This window comes from Streptomyces saintjeani (genome assembly GCF_055409605.1).
Map to the genome: position 1 here is coordinate 7,135,332 of NZ_CP189624.1, position 16,191 is coordinate 7,151,522.

Consider the following 16,191-nt stretch of genomic DNA (forward strand, 5'->3'; position numbering starts at 1 on the left):
GCAGGGTCAGGACGGGCGACGCGCCGGTACCTGCCTCCCTGGTCTGCCACCCCGGGACCGCGCTCAACCCTGGAGCGCCAGAACCAGCGGCATCACCTCCCGCGCGCCCGCGCGGCGCAGCATCCGCGCGGCGACCGCCAGCGTCCAGCCGGTCTCGCTGAAGTCGTCCACCAGGAGCACCGGCCCCTGCGCCCCGTCGAGCGCGGCGGCCAGCGCGGGCGGGACGGACAGCGCCCCGTCGAGCGCCTTCAGCCGCTGTGCGCTGTTGCTGCGGGCGACCCGGGGAGAGCCCTCGGCGTACTCCAGACCGCCCAGCAGCGGCAGCCGGCCGACCTCCGCGATGCGCGCGCCCAGCGAGCCGACCAGCGCCGCGCGCGTGCGCGAAGGGACGGTCACCACGCCGACCGGGCGCGCGGGAGCGTCCGCCGACCCGGAGGCCCAGCCGCCGGGCCCCTTCGCCCAGTCGGCCAGCACCCCCACCACGGCCCTCGCCACGTCGTCCGGCACCGGCCCGTCCGGCGCCTGCGGGGCGAGCAGGGGCCGCAGCCGGTTGCCCCAGCCGATGTCCGACAGCCGCCCGAGCGCCCGCCCCGGCGCCGCCAGCTCACCTGCCGGGATACGGCCCTTGAGGTTCATGCCGACCGCGGCGAGCCCCGTCGGCCACATCCGGCGCGGCTCCACCTCGACGCCCGCCCGGCCGAGGTCCACGCGCGCGGCGTCCAGCGCCGCAGTCGACGCGTCGGCCGTGAACCGCGCGCCCGCGCAGTTGTCGCACCGCCCGCAGGGCCGGGCCGTCTCGTCGTCCAGCTGCCGCTGGAGGAACTCCATCCGGCAGCCGGTCGCCGCGCCGTACTCCCGCATCGCCCGCTGCTCGGCCTCGCGCTGGCGTGCCACCCACGCGTACCGGTCCGTGTCGTACGACCACGGCTGCCCCGTCCCGATCCAGCCGCCCTTCACTCGCCGGACCGCCCCGTCCACGTCCAGGACCTTGAGCATGCTCTCCAGGCGCGAGCGCCGCAGCTCCACCAACGGCTCCAGCGCGGGCAGCGACACCGGCCCCTCCGCGCGCGCGAGGACGTCGAGCGTCCGGCGCACCAGCTCCTCCGCCGGGAACGCGAGGGAGGCGAAGTACTCCCAGATCGCCTCGTCCTCCCGGCCCGGCAGCAGCAGCACCTCCGCGTGGTCGACGCCACGGCCCGCGCGGCCCACCTGCTGGTAGTAGGCGATCGGGGAGGACGGCGAGCCCAGGTGGACCACGAACCCCAGGTCCGGCTTGTCGAAACCCATCCCCAGGGCGGACGTCGCGATCAGCGCCTTGACCTTGTTGCCGAGCAGATCCTCCTCGGCCTGCTGCCGCTCCGCGTTCTCGGTACGGCCCGTGTACGACGTGACCGCGTGCCCGCGCTGCCTGAGGAACGCGGTGACCTCCTCGGCGGCGGCCACGGTCAGCGTGTAGACGATGCCCGAGCCCGGCAGGTCGTCGAGGTGGTCGGCGAGCCAGGCCAGCCGGTGCGCGGCGTCCGGCAGCCGCAGTACGTTCAGGCTGAGGCTCTCCCGGTTCAGCGGACCCCTCAGCACCAGCGCGTCCGACGCGCCGCCCGTGCCGAGCTGCTCGGCCACGTCGGCCGTCACGCGCGCGTTGGCCGTCGCCGTCGTCGCCAGCACGGGTACGCCCGCGGGGAGGTCGGCCAGCATCGTGCGCAGGCGGCGGTAGTCCGGGCGGAAGTCGTGGCCCCAGTCGGAGATGCAGTGTGCCTCGTCCACCACCAGCAGGCCCGTCGCCGCGGCCAGCGAGGGCAGGACGCGGTCGCGGAAGTCCGGGTGGTTGAGGCGCTCGGGGCTGATCAGCAGGACGTCCACGACACCCTCGGCGATCTCCGCCTGGACCGACTCCCACTCCTCCGTGTTGGCCGAGTTGATCGTCCGCGCCCGGACTCCGGCGCGGGCCGCCGCGTCGACCTGGTTGCGCATCAGCGCGAGCAGCGGCGACACGATCACCGTCGGGCCCGCGCCCCTGGCCCGCAGCAGGGCCGTCGCCACGAAGTACACCGCGGACTTGCCCCAGCCGGTGCGCTGCACCACCAGCGCGCGCCGGCCCTCGGCGACCAGGGCCTCGACCGCCCGCCACTGGTCCTCCCTCAGCCGGGCCGCGCCGGTGGGGTCACCGACGAGCCGGGCCAGGACGGTGTCGGCTTCGGTGCGGAGATCTGCGGTGCTGGTGTGCTGCATGCGTCCATACAACAGGACGGGGCTGACAATGCGGGCGGGGAGCCGGAGGGAGGGGGCTCGGGGGTTTGCCGGGCGGGCTGTCCGAGAGCGTCGGGTGGGCCTCGTCGGGGTGGGTTCGATGGGCAGGAGTTGAGGGGGCCAGAGGTCGGAAATGTCGTGTCCCTGCCCGGAGTTATCCACAGGCCGAGCGGGAAGTCGCGATTCGCGAGATCGTCACCGCATGACGAATCACAGCGAAACGCCTGAACCCATCGACAACGGCACATACGACGGCCCGGAGCCGTCCGGCTTCGAGACCCACGGGTACACCCTCAAGACCCCGGGCGAACTCGCGGACGCCGTGCCCTACCTGCTCGGCTTCCGCCCGGAGGACAGCATGGTCCTGGTCACCTTGTGCGAGCAGGACGGCCGGAGCCGCTTCGGCGCCCGGGGCGGACTCGGCATCCCCAAGAACCCCGCCGTCTGGGAGGAGGCGGCCGGCTTCTTCGCCGAGGGAGTTGTGAAGGGCGCGGAACGCCGGGGGATGCGGCCCGAGCAGATGGTCGCCTACGTCTGCCAGGAGCCGGAGCCCGGCGAGACACCCCGCGAGGTCATGGAGCGGCTGAAGCCCCTCGCCCAGCACCTGCGCACCCAGTGCGGGCTCCTCGACATTCCCGTCGTCGAGGCGCTCTGCGTCTCCGGCGGACGCTACTGGTCCTACTGCTGCCGGGGTGACGGCTGCTGCCCCGAGGAAGGGGTTCCGATGGCCCTGCCCGGGACGTCCGTCCTCGCCGCCGCCGCGACCTACGCGGGTCTCCAGGTCCGCGGCACCCTGCGGGACTTCCGGACCAGGCTGCTCCCCTGGGAGACCGGTGGCGTCCGGGAGCAGGAGGAGGCGCTGGACGAGGTCGCCGAGGAGATCGTCCCCCGCATCCTCGACGGTGAGAGCGCCGAGGTCGCCGAGGAGACGATGGCCCTGGCCGAACGCCTCGTGCGGCGCCTCGCCGAGGCCCCCGTGATCGCCGGCCCGCTCCTGTCCGACCGCCACGACGACACGCTGATCGAGAACGAGGAGGCGGCCCGGCTGATCCTCGGCCTCCAGGACCGCACGACCCGCGACCGCGCTGCCGAGTGGATGGAGGGCGACGTGGCACTCCCCGCGCTGCGCCTGTGGCGTGCCCTGTCCCGCCGCTGCGTCCGCTCCTGGAGCGACTACGCCGCCGCGCCCCTCGCCCTGGCCGGCTGGGTCGCCTGGTCCCTCGGGGACGACCTCGAAGCGCGGGAGGCCCTCGCGATGGCCCTCTGCGCCGACCCCGACTACCTGTTCGCGGCGCTTCTGCACCAGGCGTGCAACGAGGGGGTCGATCCGGAGTCGGTGCGGCGGTGCCTGCGGTCGGAGCGGGACGGGCGGCGGTCCGAGGGGGAGACGGCCGAGAGTGAGGGGCCGGCGTCCGAGGAAGCCGTGGAGAGTGCGGGGCAGCGGCCCGAGGAGAAGGTGGCGACCGAGCCGGTACCGGTTCCCCGTCGCAGGGTCCGCTCCAGGAGCGGTGCGCCTGTCGAGCCGGGAGCGGACGGCCGGCGGCCTCCTCGTACGCGGTCGTCGGCCAGGGGCAAGGACAAGGCCGGGACGCGTCCGAGTGCGCAGGGCAAGCGGGTTGTGCGGCAGCGGAGTGCTCCCGAGGAGGAGGCGCTGTCCGGCGGGGACGAGGCGGCTGGGGCGGAGTGACGGTGCGCGGACGGAGGTGGTTCGGCGGGGGCCGGCCGGGCGAGGTGCCTCGGTTCTCTCCCGGCAGGCGTCAGCCGAGTGGGGTGCCTTGGCGGTCCTCCTGCGGGCCTCACCCGGGCGAGGCGCTGGGGGAGACCTCCGGCAGGCGGCGGCAGGGTGCCACCCCTCGGTGGTCCTCAGGCGGGCGCCAAGGCGACACCTCGCCGTGGGCCCTCCGCCGGCACCCTCCCGCACACCGCCATTCGGAGGGGCCATGGGGTGCAGGGCGTGACCCGGGGGAGCTCCGTCCCGTTCACCTGAGTGGCGGAACAGCCGCGCGGCCCGCGCCGCCGCACCGCCCCCGTCCCGCCGGGGCCCGTCCCCGGCGCCGCACCCGCCCGTGGCGCACAGAGAGCGCAGAGAGCAGAAGAAGTCACCGCATGCATCAACCGACTCCGCCCTCCGCCCACGGCGGGCCCCCGCCGTCGGGCCGGGACGAGATCCCCGAGCGGCTCCTGGGGCGGACGCCCCACAGGCCGGCCGACGGGATGCGGCCCGACGCGAACCGGCCCCCGCTGCCCGACCAGGGCAGGCGCCCGGCCCCCCGTCCCACCGGCCTCCCGCCCGTGCACACGGCGATGATCTGCGTGGCCCTGCCGGGACTCGCCATCTCGGCGCCGGAGGGACAGCTCACCGGGCGCGGCCTGGAGGGGTTCTACCGGGCGGGCCGGCGCCTGCTGTCCCGCTGCCAGGTGCGCGTGGCCGGGCGGGAACCGCTCATGGCGCAGGCCAGGATGACGGCGGCCGACGAGGTCCGCTTCGTCGGCACCCTGCGCGTCTCGCCGCAGGGCGGCCCCGACCCGGACGTCGTCGTCGAGCGCAGCCGCAACGCCGACGGCACGGAGCGGATCACCCTGCACAGCTACGCCCCGCGCCCGCTGCGCCTCCCGGTCGAGGTGTCCCTCGGGACGGACCTGGCAGACCTGGGCGCGATCGCGGCCGGCGCGACCGCGCCCGAACTGCCCGCCGGCGTCCACGACTCGGGGCTGCGCTGGTCCGGCCCGCCGGGTGCGTCCACCATCACGGCCGACCCGCCGCCCTCCGACGCGCTGGCCTCCGCCGGCCTGCTGCGCTGGGACCTCGACGTCCCGCCGGGCGGCAGCGCGGTGATCGAGCTCAAGGTCAGGCTGGACGGGAGCGGACCGATGCGGGCGGTGGGCCGGTCGGCGACGAACCCCCTGGCGTCACCCCAGGCACGCGGCGACGACCCGCGCGTGGGCCCGCTGCTGCGGGCCGGCGTCGAGGACCTCCAGGCGCTCCTGGTCCGCGACCCGGCGCACCCCACGGACACCCACCTCGCGGCCGGAGCCCCCTGGCGCTGCGGCCTCGCCCCGGCCGACGCGCTGGCAGCCGCCCGCATGACGCTGCCCCTCGGCACCGGGCTCGCGGCGGGCACCCTGCGCATCCTCGCCCGCACCCAGCGCGCAGACGGCCTCCTCCCCGGCCCGCAGCGGGACGCGGGTGCCCACCTGCCGCCCGCGTGCACCGGCACCGAGGCTACGCTCCTGTTCCCCGCGCTCCTGGCGGAAGCCCGCCGCTGGGGCCTGCCCGAGCCGGAGGTCGCGGACCTGCTGCCGACGGCGGAACGCTGCCTGACCTGGCTGCGGACGACCGTGGGGACAGGTACCTACCTCCGAGACCCGCAGCCCGCCGGCCCCGTCCGCTGCGAGACCCAGGCACACGCCCACCGCGCGGCCCTCCTCGGCGCCGACCTCTTGGACGCCTGCGGCAGACCGGGCGGCGAGCCGCTGCGGGAGTGGGCGCGCAGACTGCGGACGGCGTTCCACGAGGAGTTCTGGGCGGACGACCTCGGCGGCGGCCGGCCGATCGCCGCGCGGCTGCCGGACGGGCGCCCGGTGCCGCACCTCGGCGCCGGCGCCGTACACCTCCTGGACACCGGACTGCTGGGTGGCGGCGAACTCGCCACCGGGCTCCTCGGCCGGGTGCGGACCGAGCACCTCGCGCGGCTGCTCGGCGGCCCGGCGCTGGACTCCGGCTGGGGGCTGCGCGGCCTCGGCGAGAAGGAGCCGGGATACAACCCCTTCGGCCACCGGGGCGGCGCCGTACGGGCCCACGAGACCGCGCTCGCCGTGGCGGGCCTGGCCGCCGCCGGGTACGAGAAGGAGGCGGGCTCGCTCCTGAAGGGCGTCCTCGGGGCGGCGGAGGCGTTCGGGTACCGGCTGCCCGAGATGTACGGGGGTGAGCGGCGCACCGACGGGAGCGCTCCCGTGCCGCACCCGGCCGCCTGCCGCCCGGCCGCCACAGCGGCAGCCGCCAGCGTCCTGCTGCTGACCACCCTCGCGGGCATCCGCCCCGACGCCCCGGCGCGGACGGTCACCCTGCGCCCCGTGCACAGCGCACCCCTCGGCGAGATCGGCCTCAGCGGACTGCGCGTGGCGGGCGAACCGTTCTCCGTACGCGTCAGCCGACTCGGCCTCGCCATGGTCGAGGAGGCCGGCGACGGACTCCAGCTGGGGGTGTGAACGACCGGACGACAGCGCTGTCCGACAGGAGTGGACCTCGGCCTGCCGTGACCGGCGAAGGGAGTGTTTATCGTCAGGGAGACGACTAAGATCGCCGCATGCCCTACGACCCGTCAGCCTTCCCGCCCTTCGCCGTCACCGTGGACCTGGTCGTGCTGACCGTGCGGCGCCACGCCCTGTGCGCGCTGGCGGTCCGCCGGGGAGAACCGCCGTTCCAGGGGAGATGGGCGCTCCCCGGCGGTTTCGTACGGGCCGACGAGGACCTGTCGCAGGCCGCGGCGCGCGAACTCGCCGAGGAGACCGGGCTGCACGCCCACGAGCCCCCCGTCCCCGCCCAGGACAACGGTGCCCACCTCGAACAGCTCGCCACCTACGGCGACCCCAAGCGCGACCCGCGCATGCGCGTCGTCAGCGTCGCCCACCTCGCGCTCGCCCCCGACCTGCCCGCCCCGCGCGCGGGAGGCGACGCCAGCAACGCGCGCTGGGCGCCGGTCGAGGAACTCCTGCAACAGGGCGGCTACGGCCGGGACGGCGACCCCGTCGCGCCGCTCGCCTTCGACCACGCTCAGATCCTCGCCGACGGCGTCGAACGCGCCCGCTCCAAGATCGAGTACTCCTCCCTGGCCACCGCGTTCTGCCCCGCCGAGTTCACCGTCGGCGAGCTGCGCCGGGTCTACGAGGCGGTGTGGGGCGTCGCGCTCGACCCGCGCAACTTCCACCGCAAGGTGACCGGGACGCCGGGCTTCCTCGTCCCCACGGGCGGCACCACCACCCGCCAGGGCGGCCGGCCCGCCCAGCTCTTCCACGCGGGCGGCGCGACGCTCCTCAACCCGCCGATGCTGCGACCCGAGGTGTGAGGAGTACCCCGAGGGGCGCTGCCTCGTCGTCAACCGGCCTGCTCTGAGCCCCACTGTGCCCCCGGGCGCGGTGCGCCCGGCCGTGCGATGCCTCAAAAACCGTAAATGGGGCGCTATCTTGCTGCGGGTGATCCAGGCATTCGGACTGACCAGCATCCCTCGCAAGGATCTCCCTCCCACCGTCGACGACGTCTCCTTCGAGGCGCGCGTCGGGCATGTCACGGTGCTCCTCGGGGCGCCGGGAGCGGGCAAGAGCACGGCACTCAGGCTCATGCTCGAACTCCAGCAGGGCCGTGGCGTCACGTACTTCAGAGGCCGCCCGCTGCACCGCATCGCCCACCCCGCGCGCGAGGTCGGCGTGCTCCTCGGCGACGTACCGGGGCACCCGGGCCGCACGGTCCGCGGCCACCTGCGGATGCTGTGCGCGGCGACCGGCGTCCCGGCCGGGCGGGCCGACGAGGTCCTCGAAGCGGTCGGCCTCGTGAGCCTGCGCGAGGAGCGCCTGGCCGCCCTCTCCCGGGGCATGGACCGCCGCCTCGGCCTCGCCTGCGCCCTCCTCGCCGACCCGCACACCCTCGTCCTCGACGACCCCGCCGACGGCCTCTCGGCGCGCGAGAGCCGCTGGCTGTACGACATGCTCACGGCGCACGCCCGCCACGGCGGAACCGTTCTGCTGACCATGGCCGACCCCAAGGAGGCCGCCCGCACCGCCGACCGCGTCGTCACCCTGGACCGGGGCCGCGTCGCCGCCGACCAGGACGCGCCCGCCTTCGCCCGCACCCGCCTGCGCCCCCGCGTCGCCGTCCGCACCCCGCACGCCGCCCGCCTCGCCGCCGAACTCTCCAGGGAGGCCCGCACCGCCCGCCGCTCCGTCGAGGTCGTCCAGGAGGACGGCAACCACCTCTCCGTGTACGGCAGTTCGTGCGCCGACATCGGGGACGTCGCCTTCCGCACCGGCATCCTCGTCCACCAACTCGCCGACGAGGTGGGGGACATGGGACCCGGGGTGCGAGCGGACGCCGAAGCGAGGCCGGGTGACGGCGCCGACGGCGTCGTACGGGCAGAGCCGGAGCCACGCGCGCACGGCGCTCCGTCCCCCCTCCCGCCCCCCATCTCCGTCCGCCCCGCGCCGACACCCCTGCGTCCCCTGCGCTACGAGCTGCGGCGGGCCTGCGGGATCAGCACGGGGTTCCTCGTCGGTGCGGGGACGCTGGTCGTCTCCGTGGTCACCGCGCTGCTGCTGGCCCGGCTCGGACACACCCCGCAGGCACGGCTGTTCGCGGCGTGGCCCGCGCAGTCGCCACTGCCTCCGGCGGCCCTCGGGGCGGGGCTGCTGGGGGCACTGGCCTTCGGGGACGAGTTCCGGCACCCCGCGCTGGCCGCGGACCGCGGCACCGTGCCCCGGCGGCTGGGGCTGCTGGCGGCGAAGCTCCTCGTCACCGCCCTCACCGCACTCCTGCTGGCCTTCCTCACGGTGGGCTGCGACGCCGAGGCGCTCTACCTGCTCTACGGACGGGAGGTCGCGGAAGTTCCCGGGGACTGGCTCTCTCTCGGCGCGAGTTGGGCCGGCCTCGTGGTCGGGTGCGCCTGGGCCGGGGTGCTCGCGGCCGGCGTGTTCCGGTCCACGACCGCCGGGCTCGCGGCCGTGCTCGCCGTACCCGTCGCCGTCGTACCGCTGCTGCACCGGCTGCTGGCCGGCGCCTCCGTGCGTACGGCGGCCGGGATGCCCGCGCGGGCGCGCGAGGTGTTCCTGCTGCGCTGGCCCTTCGGCGGCGAGCGCTACCTCGACGCCGCCGCCCGCGTGGTGGCCCAACCCGTGGGCGGCGCACTGGCGTTGTCGCTCACCACGCTGCTGTGCGCGTATCTGCTCACCACCCTGCGGGGCCGGGCCCGATGAGGACCGTCCACGCGCGCGGTGCGCACAACTCCCCCCAGAAAGCACATTTCTTTCCGATAAGGCGTCAATTCCGACGGGGTGAGCGATCACCCTTTCGTGTGCTTTTCACCAAAGCCCTCAAGGGAGTTGGGGCCGACGCCGACAAAAGATCCGTGAGTACCCTTGCGCACACCATGATGACCGCCGCCCGCTCCGCCGACTCCGGTCTGGCCGCCCCGGGCGAACTCGACCGTTACCCCTACGCCGAGACCCCCGCCGACCGCTCTCCCGTCTGGGACGGCGTCGACGCCGACCTCGGCCGCGTGGGCCGCCGCGCCACCGGCAGCCGCGGGCGCGGGCTGCACGGCCAACTCGTCCAGCAGCTCGGGCAGATGATCGTCTCCGGCGACCTCGGCGCCGACCGCCCCCTGGTGCCCGAGGAGATCGGCCAGCGCTTCGAGGTCTCCCGCACCGTCGTCCGCGAGTCGCTGCGCGTCCTGGAGGCCAAGGGCCTGGTGAGCGCCCGGCCGAACGTCGGCACGCGCGTGCGCCCCGTCAGCGACTGGAACCTGCTCGACCCCGACATCATCGAGTGGCGCGCCTTCGGCCCGCAGCGCGACGACCAGCGCCGCGAGCTGACCGAGCTGCGCTGGACCATCGAGCCGCTCGCCGCCCGCCTGGCCGCCGGGCACGGCCGGGAGGACGTCCAGCAGCGGCTGTCCGACATGGTCGAGATCATGGGGCACGCCATGGCGCAGGGCGACGCGCTGACGTACTCGCGCGCGGACGCCGAGTTCCACACCCTGCTCATCCAGCTCGCCGGCAACCGCATGCTGGAGCACCTCTCCGGGATCGTCTCCTCCGCCCTCCAGGTCTCCGGCGGCCCGGCCACCGGCTGCGACCGGCCGACCGAGGCGTCCCTCGCGCACCACGCGCGCATGGTCGACGCGCTCGCCGCGGGCGACGCCGCGGGCGCGGAGGCGGCGGTGCGGCAGCTGCTCACCGTCCACCCCGAGGTGGAGCGCGTGGTCCCGGCGCCGCGCGAGCACTGACCGCGCCCTCGCGGGCGGTGCGGCCCCGGATGCTCTTCCCCTCTGGCGTCCCTCAGGGCCGGCGCCCCGCCCTCCGGTCGGACTCCGCAGGACCCCTCGCGGGCCCTGCGGAGTCCGACGGTGCGACATGGCGGGAGAGCGTTTCGATCATGAGGCGATCACGATGGCGGCCCCCTCTGGCCATGTCTGACCGTTTTTGAGCGCTTACGGGATGTGACTCGGGCCACGTAGATTGGGCGTAACGCTTGTGGGAACAGCGCGATGACCTAAGAGGTGACAGCCGAGGAGGGAATACGGACGCCGTTCGTGGCGCTGTGCATTCTCCCGGCCCCCGCCCGCCCGTCGGCCCATCCCCAAGGCCGGTGGTCGGCTCCTGTCCGCAGTGGACGGGGCCGGAAGCCGTTTTCCAACGTTCCGAGAGGTTGTTCGTGTCGGCCAGCACATCCCGTACGCTCCCGCCTGAGATCGCCGAGTCCGTCTCTGTCATGGCGCTCATTGAGCGGGGAAAGGCTGAGGGGCAGATCGCCGGCGACGATGTGCGTCGGGCCTTCGAAGCTGACCAGATTCCGGCCACTCAGTGGAAGAACGTACTGCGCAGCCTCAACCAGATCCTTGAGGAAGAGGGTGTGACGCTGATGGTCAGTGCCGCAGAGCCCAAGCGCACCCGAAAGAGCGTCGCAGCGAAGAGTCCGGCCAAGCGCACCGCCACCAAGACGGTCGCGGCGAAGACCGTGACCACCAGGAAGGCCACCGCCACCACGGCCGCTCCGACCGCGGCGGTGGCCGGCGACGCCGAGGACTCCCCCGCGAAGAAGGCCGCAGCCAAGAAGGCCGCGCCCGCCGCGAAGAAGGCGGTCGCGAAGAAGGCGGCCCCCGCCAAGAAGACCGCGGCGAAGAAGACCGCCGCCAAGGACTCCGAGATCCTTGAGGACGAGGTCCTCGAAGAGGCGCCCGGCGCCGGCAAGACCGGCGACGAGCCCGAGGGCACCGAGAGCGCCGGCTTCGTCCTCTCCGACGAGGACGAGGACGACGCGCCGGCCCAGCAGGTCGCCGCCGCCGGTGCCACCGCCGACCCGGTCAAGGACTACCTCAAGCAGATCGGCAAGGTCCCCCTCCTCAACGCCGAGCAGGAGGTCGAGCTCGCCAAGCGCATCGAGGCGGGCCTGTTCGCCGAGGACAAGCTGTCCAACGCCGACAAGCTGGCCCCCAAGCTCAAGCGCGAGCTGGAGATCATCGCCGAGGACGGCCGCCGCGCCAAGAACCACCTGCTGGAGGCCAACCTCCGCCTCGTGGTCTCGCTGGCCAAGCGCTACACCGGCCGCGGCATGCTCTTCCTGGACCTCATCCAGGAGGGCAACCTCGGTCTGATCCGCGCTGTCGAGAAGTTCGACTACACCAAGGGCTACAAGTTCTCCACGTACGCCACCTGGTGGATCCGTCAGGCGATCACCCGCGCGATGGCCGACCAGGCCCGCACCATCCGTATCCCGGTGCACATGGTCGAGGTCATCAACAAGCTCGCGCGCGTGCAGCGCCAGATGCTCCAGGACCTGGGCCGTGAGCCCACCCCGGAGGAGCTGGCCAAGGAACTCGACATGACCCCCGAGAAGGTCATCGAGGTCCAGAAGTACGGCCGCGAGCCCATCTCCCTGCACACCCCTCTGGGTGAGGACGGCGACAGCGAGTTCGGTGACCTCATCGAGGACTCCGAAGCCGTCGTCCCGGCCGACGCGGTCAGCTTCACGCTCCTCCAGGAGCAGCTGCACTCCGTCCTCGACACTCTGTCCGAGCGCGAGGCGGGCGTCGTCTCCATGCGTTTCGGTCTCACCGACGGTCAGCCGAAGACCCTCGACGAGATCGGCAAGGTCTACGGCGTGACCCGCGAGCGCATCCGCCAGATCGAGTCCAAGACCATGTCCAAGCTGCGCCACCCGTCCCGCTCCCAGGTGCTGCGCGACTACCTCGACTAGGTCGGTCCGTACGACGACGGAGGCCCGGTTCCTTTCAGGGGAACCGGGCCTCCGTCGTCGTACGCGCGTGCGCGCTCCGGCAAGGTCGCTCACTCTGGGTTTTCGGTACCCATCCCAGAGTAAGGATTCTGCATGCGTCTTCCCCTGGTCCGGGCACTCGCCCGGCCCCTGGTCCTGGCGACGGCGGTCGTCGCCATACCGCTGATGAACGCCGCTCCGGCGGCCTCCGACAGCATCGTCGTGGGCGGCTTCCCGGTCGACGTCTCCCAGAGCCCCTGGACGGTCGCGCTGTCCAGCCGTGACCGGTTTGGCGGTACTCGGTCGGGGCAGTTCTGCGGCGGCGTGGCGGTCGCACCGACCATGGTCCTCACAGCGGCCCACTGTGTCGGCGAGGACGTGCTCGGCGCGCCCCCGGACCGGGTGCGGGACTTCAAGGTCGTCACCGGCCGCACCGACCTGTACACGAACGCGGGCCGGGAGATCGCCGTACAGGACACCTGGGTGAACCCGGAGTACGACCGCTCCAGCAACTCCGGCGACTTCGCCGTGCTCACCCTCGCCGAGTCGCTGCCCGAGACGTCGCTCATCGGGGCGGCCCCGGCGGGGGACGCGGCGTACGAGGCGGGGACGGAGGCCACGGTCTACGGCTGGGGAGACGTCTCCGGGTACGGCAAGTACCCGCACAGCCTGCGGGCCGCGCGGGTGCACGTCATGGCCGACGCGAGCTGTGAGCGGGCGTACCCCGGAGGGCCCGAGGGTGCCTACATCGCGCGGACGATGCTGTGCGCCGGGGAGGTCAGGGGCGGCCGGGACGCCTGTCAGGGCGACAGCGGCGGGCCGCTGGTGGCGCAGGGCAGGCTGGTCGGCCTGGTGTCCTGGGGGAGCGGCTGTGGACGCCCGGGGAGTCCGGGGGTCTATACGCGCGTCTCCGAGGTCCTGAGGGTGCTGAACGGTCCGGGGGTGTCGGCGGAGCCTGCCGGGCCGTCAGGCGGGCGCTGAGCGGCTTCAGCGGGTACGCGTACGGGCGGCGGTCCCTGTCTCCAGGGGCCGCCGCCCGTACGCCGGCCTATGCCGGTTCTGGCTCGTCGTGAGCGCCGAAGGTCAGCGCTCGTCCTCGGAGGCGGTCACGGGAACGGCCGTCAGTCGTTCCGTCTCATCCTGTATCTCGGCGGCGATCTTCTTGAGCTCCGGCTCGAACTTCCGGCCGTGGTGGGCGCAGAAGAGCAGTTCTCCGCCGCTCGCCAGGACAACGCGAAGGTAGGCCTGGGCGCCGCAGCGGTCGCAGCGATCGCCGGCCGTCAGCGGGCTCGCGGGGGTCAGAACAGTAGTCACGTCGCCTCTTCTCTAGCTCGACGAGCTGTCGTACCAGGGTCAACATCCAACCAGCCTCAAACGTTCCCGCTTGCGGCTTTCCCTCGAAAAAATCTTTCGAGGCGGCTGTCTGCTGCCGGTTTGGCGGCGAATGTGCCGTAGTGCGCTTCTTGTGTGCTTACGGTTTCGCGCTGTCGATCATGTGGTCGGTCCTCCCGGCTGGGTTGCCGGTTCGTTCTTGAGGACGTGCCCGGAGCCTAAATGGTTCATGCCTCGAAGGGAACGTGATATGTACTTCACTCCATCGAGCGATCGAACACGCATGCGACTCTGCACTAGTCTGACTCCAGACGAGGGTGGCGTGACAACGGCTCTACCTGGCCTCGGTACCCTCTTGACGGCGACCGAAGCCGTGCCCTTACCCATAAGGGCCCCATCTGAAATTCAGCGAGGAGCGAACCGCGTGACCGCCGATACGTCCGTGCCGTCCACTGCGCTGCTGGCAGGAGCAGACCGGGACGGCTCCAACTACACCGCGCGGCACCTGCTCGTCCTCGAAGGACTTGAGGCTGTACGCAAGCGCCCGGGTATGTACATCGGATCGACCGACAGCCGTGGCCTGATGCACTGCCTGTGGGAGATCATCGACAACTCCGTCGACGAGGCGCTGGGCGGGTTCTGCGACCACATCGACGTGGTGCTGCACGACGACGGCTCCGTGGAGGTCCGCGACAACGGTCGCGGCATCCCGGTCGACGTCGAGCCCAAGACCGGCCTGTCCGGCGTCGAGGTCGTCATGACCAAGCTCCACGCGGGCGGCAAGTTCGGCGGTGGCTCCTACGCCGCCTCCGGCGGTCTGCACGGCGTGGGCGCCTCCGTCGTCAACGCCCTCTCCGCGCGGCTGGACGTCGAGGTCGACCGCAATGGCAGCACGCACGCGATCAGCTTCCGCCGAGGAGTCCCCGGCGCCTTCGCGGCGGCCGGACCCGACGCCGGGTTCACGTCGCAGAGCGGACTGCGCAAGACCAAGCGGGTCGCCAAGGTCCGCACCGGTACGCGCGTGCGCTACTGGGCCGACCGGCAGATCTTCCTCCAGGGCGCCAAGCTCTCCCTGGAGCACCTCCACCAGCGCGCGCGCCAGACCGCGTTCCTGGTGCCCGGCCTGACCATCGTCGTCCGCGACGAACTCGGTCTCGGCGAGGGCGGCAGCAAGGGCGAGGAGTCCTTCCGCTTCGACGGCGGGATCAGCGAGTTCTGCGAGTACCTGGCCAGCGACAAGCCGGTCTGCGACATCCTCCGCTTCACCGGCCAGGGCACCTTCCGCGAGACCGTCCCCGTCCTCGACGAGCACGGCCAGATGACCCCCACCCAGGTCACCCGCGAACTCGGTGTGGACGTCGCGATGCGCTGGGGGACCGGCTACGACACGACCCTCAAGTCGTTCGTGAACATCATCGCCACCCCCAAGGGCGGCACCCATGTCGCCGGCTTCGAGCAGGCCATCGCGACCACGATGAACGAGGTGCTGCGCGCCAAGAAGCTCCTGCGCGTCGCCGAGGACGGCGTCCTCAAGGACGACGCCCTGGAGGGCCTCACCGCCGTCGTCACCGTCCGGCTCGCCGAACCGCAGTTCGAGGGCCAGACCAAGGAGGTCCTCGGCACCTCGGCGGCCCGCCGGATCGTGACCCAGGTCATCTCCAAGGAACTCAAGGCGTTCCTGACCTCCACCAAGCGGGACGCCGGCGCGCAGGCGCGGGTCGTCATGGAGAAGGTCGTCGCCGCCGCGCGCACGCGTGTGGCCGCCCGCCAGCACAAGGACGCCCAGCGCAGGAAGACCGCCCTGGAGTCGTCCTCCCTGCCGGCCAAGCTCGCCGACTGCCGCAGTGACGACGTCGACCGCAGCGAACTGTTCATCGTCGAGGGCGACTCCGCGCTCGGCACCGCCAAGCTCGCCCGCAACTCCGAGTTCCAGGCGCTGCTGCCGATCCGCGGCAAGATCCTCAACGTCCAGAAGTCGTCCGTCACGGACATGCTGAAGAACGCCGAGTGCGGCGCGATCATCCAGGTCATAGGAGCGGGGTCCGGCCGGACCTTCGACCTCGAAACCGCCCGCTACGGCAAGATCATCATGATGACCGACGCCGATGTGGACGGCTCCCACATCCGCTGCCTGCTGCTGACCCTGTTCCAGCGGTACATGCGGCCCATGGTCGAGGCCGGGCGCGTCTTCGCCGCGGTGCCGCCGCTGCACCGCATCGAACTCGTCCAGCCCAAGAAGGGGCAGGACAAGTACGTCTACACGTACTCGGACCGCGAACTGCGCGACAAGCTCATGGAGTTCCAGACCAAGGGCGTGCGGTACAAGGACTCCATCCAGCGGTACAAGGGCCTTGGCGAGATGGACGCGGACCAGTTGGCGGAGACGACGATGGATCCCCGGCACCGCACCCTGCGCCGGATCAACCTGTCCGACCTGGAGGCCGCGGAGCAGGTCTTCGACCTTCTGATGGGCAACGACGTGGCGCCGCGCAAGGAGTTCATCTCCAGTTCGGCGGCTACGTTGGACCGGTCGCGGATCGACGCGTAGCCGCTGCGCTTGGCCTGGGCGGGGCGGTTTGTCGTGCCGGGTTCGGATGTCGTCGGGATGCGGGTCGTCGGTGGTGCTCGCG

The 16,191-nt window shown here is 72.9% G+C and carries 10 protein-coding genes; 8 read left to right on the forward strand and 2 right to left on the reverse strand.

What is annotated here, in order from left to right; translation table 11 throughout:
• Nucleotides 1-63: 63 nt before the first annotated feature.
• Nucleotides 64-2,229, reverse strand: coding sequence for a RecQ family ATP-dependent DNA helicase (locus ACQCO7_RS32465; RefSeq protein ID WP_464075132.1), 2,166 nt, complete (start codon nt 2,227-2,229; stop codon nt 64-66).
• A gap of 220 nt (nt 2,230-2,449) precedes the next feature.
• Here ACQCO7_RS32465 and ACQCO7_RS32470 point away from each other — a divergent pair, with 220 nt between their 5' ends.
• The 7 genes from ACQCO7_RS32470 to ACQCO7_RS32500 all read left to right on the forward strand — a co-directional run bounded on the left by ACQCO7_RS32470 (nt 2,450) and on the right by ACQCO7_RS32500 (nt 13,210).
• The gene (locus ACQCO7_RS32470) at nt 2,450-3,934 is read left to right on the forward strand and encodes a DUF4192 domain-containing protein (protein ID WP_464075133.1); all 1,485 of its coding nucleotides are present in this window, start codon (nt 2,450-2,452) and stop codon (nt 3,932-3,934) included.
• Nucleotides 3,935-4,551: 617 nt separating this feature from the next.
• A complete protein-coding gene (locus ACQCO7_RS32475; RefSeq protein WP_464077338.1) occupies nt 4,552-6,456 on the forward strand; it encodes a glycogen debranching N-terminal domain-containing protein in 1,905 nt (634 codons plus the stop codon).
• A gap of 98 nt (nt 6,457-6,554) precedes the next feature.
• Nucleotides 6,555-7,313, forward strand: a complete 759-nt coding sequence (locus tag ACQCO7_RS32480) for an NUDIX hydrolase (RefSeq protein WP_010352993.1) — start codon at nt 6,555-6,557, stop codon at nt 7,311-7,313.
• Nucleotides 7,314-7,440: 127 nt separating this feature from the next.
• Complete coding sequence (locus ACQCO7_RS32485) at nt 7,441-9,210, forward strand: ATP-binding cassette domain-containing protein (protein WP_464075134.1); 1,770 nt, start codon at nt 7,441-7,443, stop codon at nt 9,208-9,210.
• A 152-nt stretch (nt 9,211-9,362) separates the two neighbouring features.
• Nucleotides 9,363-10,241, forward strand: coding sequence for a FadR/GntR family transcriptional regulator (locus ACQCO7_RS32490; RefSeq protein WP_464075135.1), 879 nt, complete (start codon nt 9,363-9,365; stop codon nt 10,239-10,241).
• 428 nt (nt 10,242-10,669) lie between these two features.
• Complete coding sequence (locus ACQCO7_RS32495) at nt 10,670-12,211, forward strand: RNA polymerase sigma factor (RefSeq protein WP_464075136.1); 1,542 nt, start codon at nt 10,670-10,672, stop codon at nt 12,209-12,211.
• A 132-nt stretch (nt 12,212-12,343) separates the two neighbouring features.
• On the forward strand, nt 12,344-13,210 hold the full coding sequence (locus ACQCO7_RS32500; protein WP_464075137.1) for a S1 family serine peptidase: 867 nt from the start codon (nt 12,344-12,346) through the stop codon (nt 13,208-13,210).
• Between the two features lie 102 nt (nt 13,211-13,312).
• Here the strand turns inward: ACQCO7_RS32500 and ACQCO7_RS32505 are convergent, their stop codons facing one another.
• Nucleotides 13,313-13,543: a DUF7455 domain-containing protein gene (locus ACQCO7_RS32505; protein WP_010352998.1), complete on the reverse strand. Its 231-nt coding sequence runs from the start codon at nt 13,541-13,543 to the stop codon at nt 13,313-13,315.
• 442 nt (nt 13,544-13,985) lie between these two features.
• On the opposite strand from ACQCO7_RS32505, the gene ACQCO7_RS32510 reads away from it, so the two are divergent.
• A complete protein-coding gene (locus ACQCO7_RS32510) occupies nt 13,986-16,109 on the forward strand; it encodes a DNA gyrase/topoisomerase IV subunit B (protein WP_464075138.1) in 2,124 nt (707 codons plus the stop codon).
• Nucleotides 16,110-16,191: the final 82 nt, after the last annotated feature.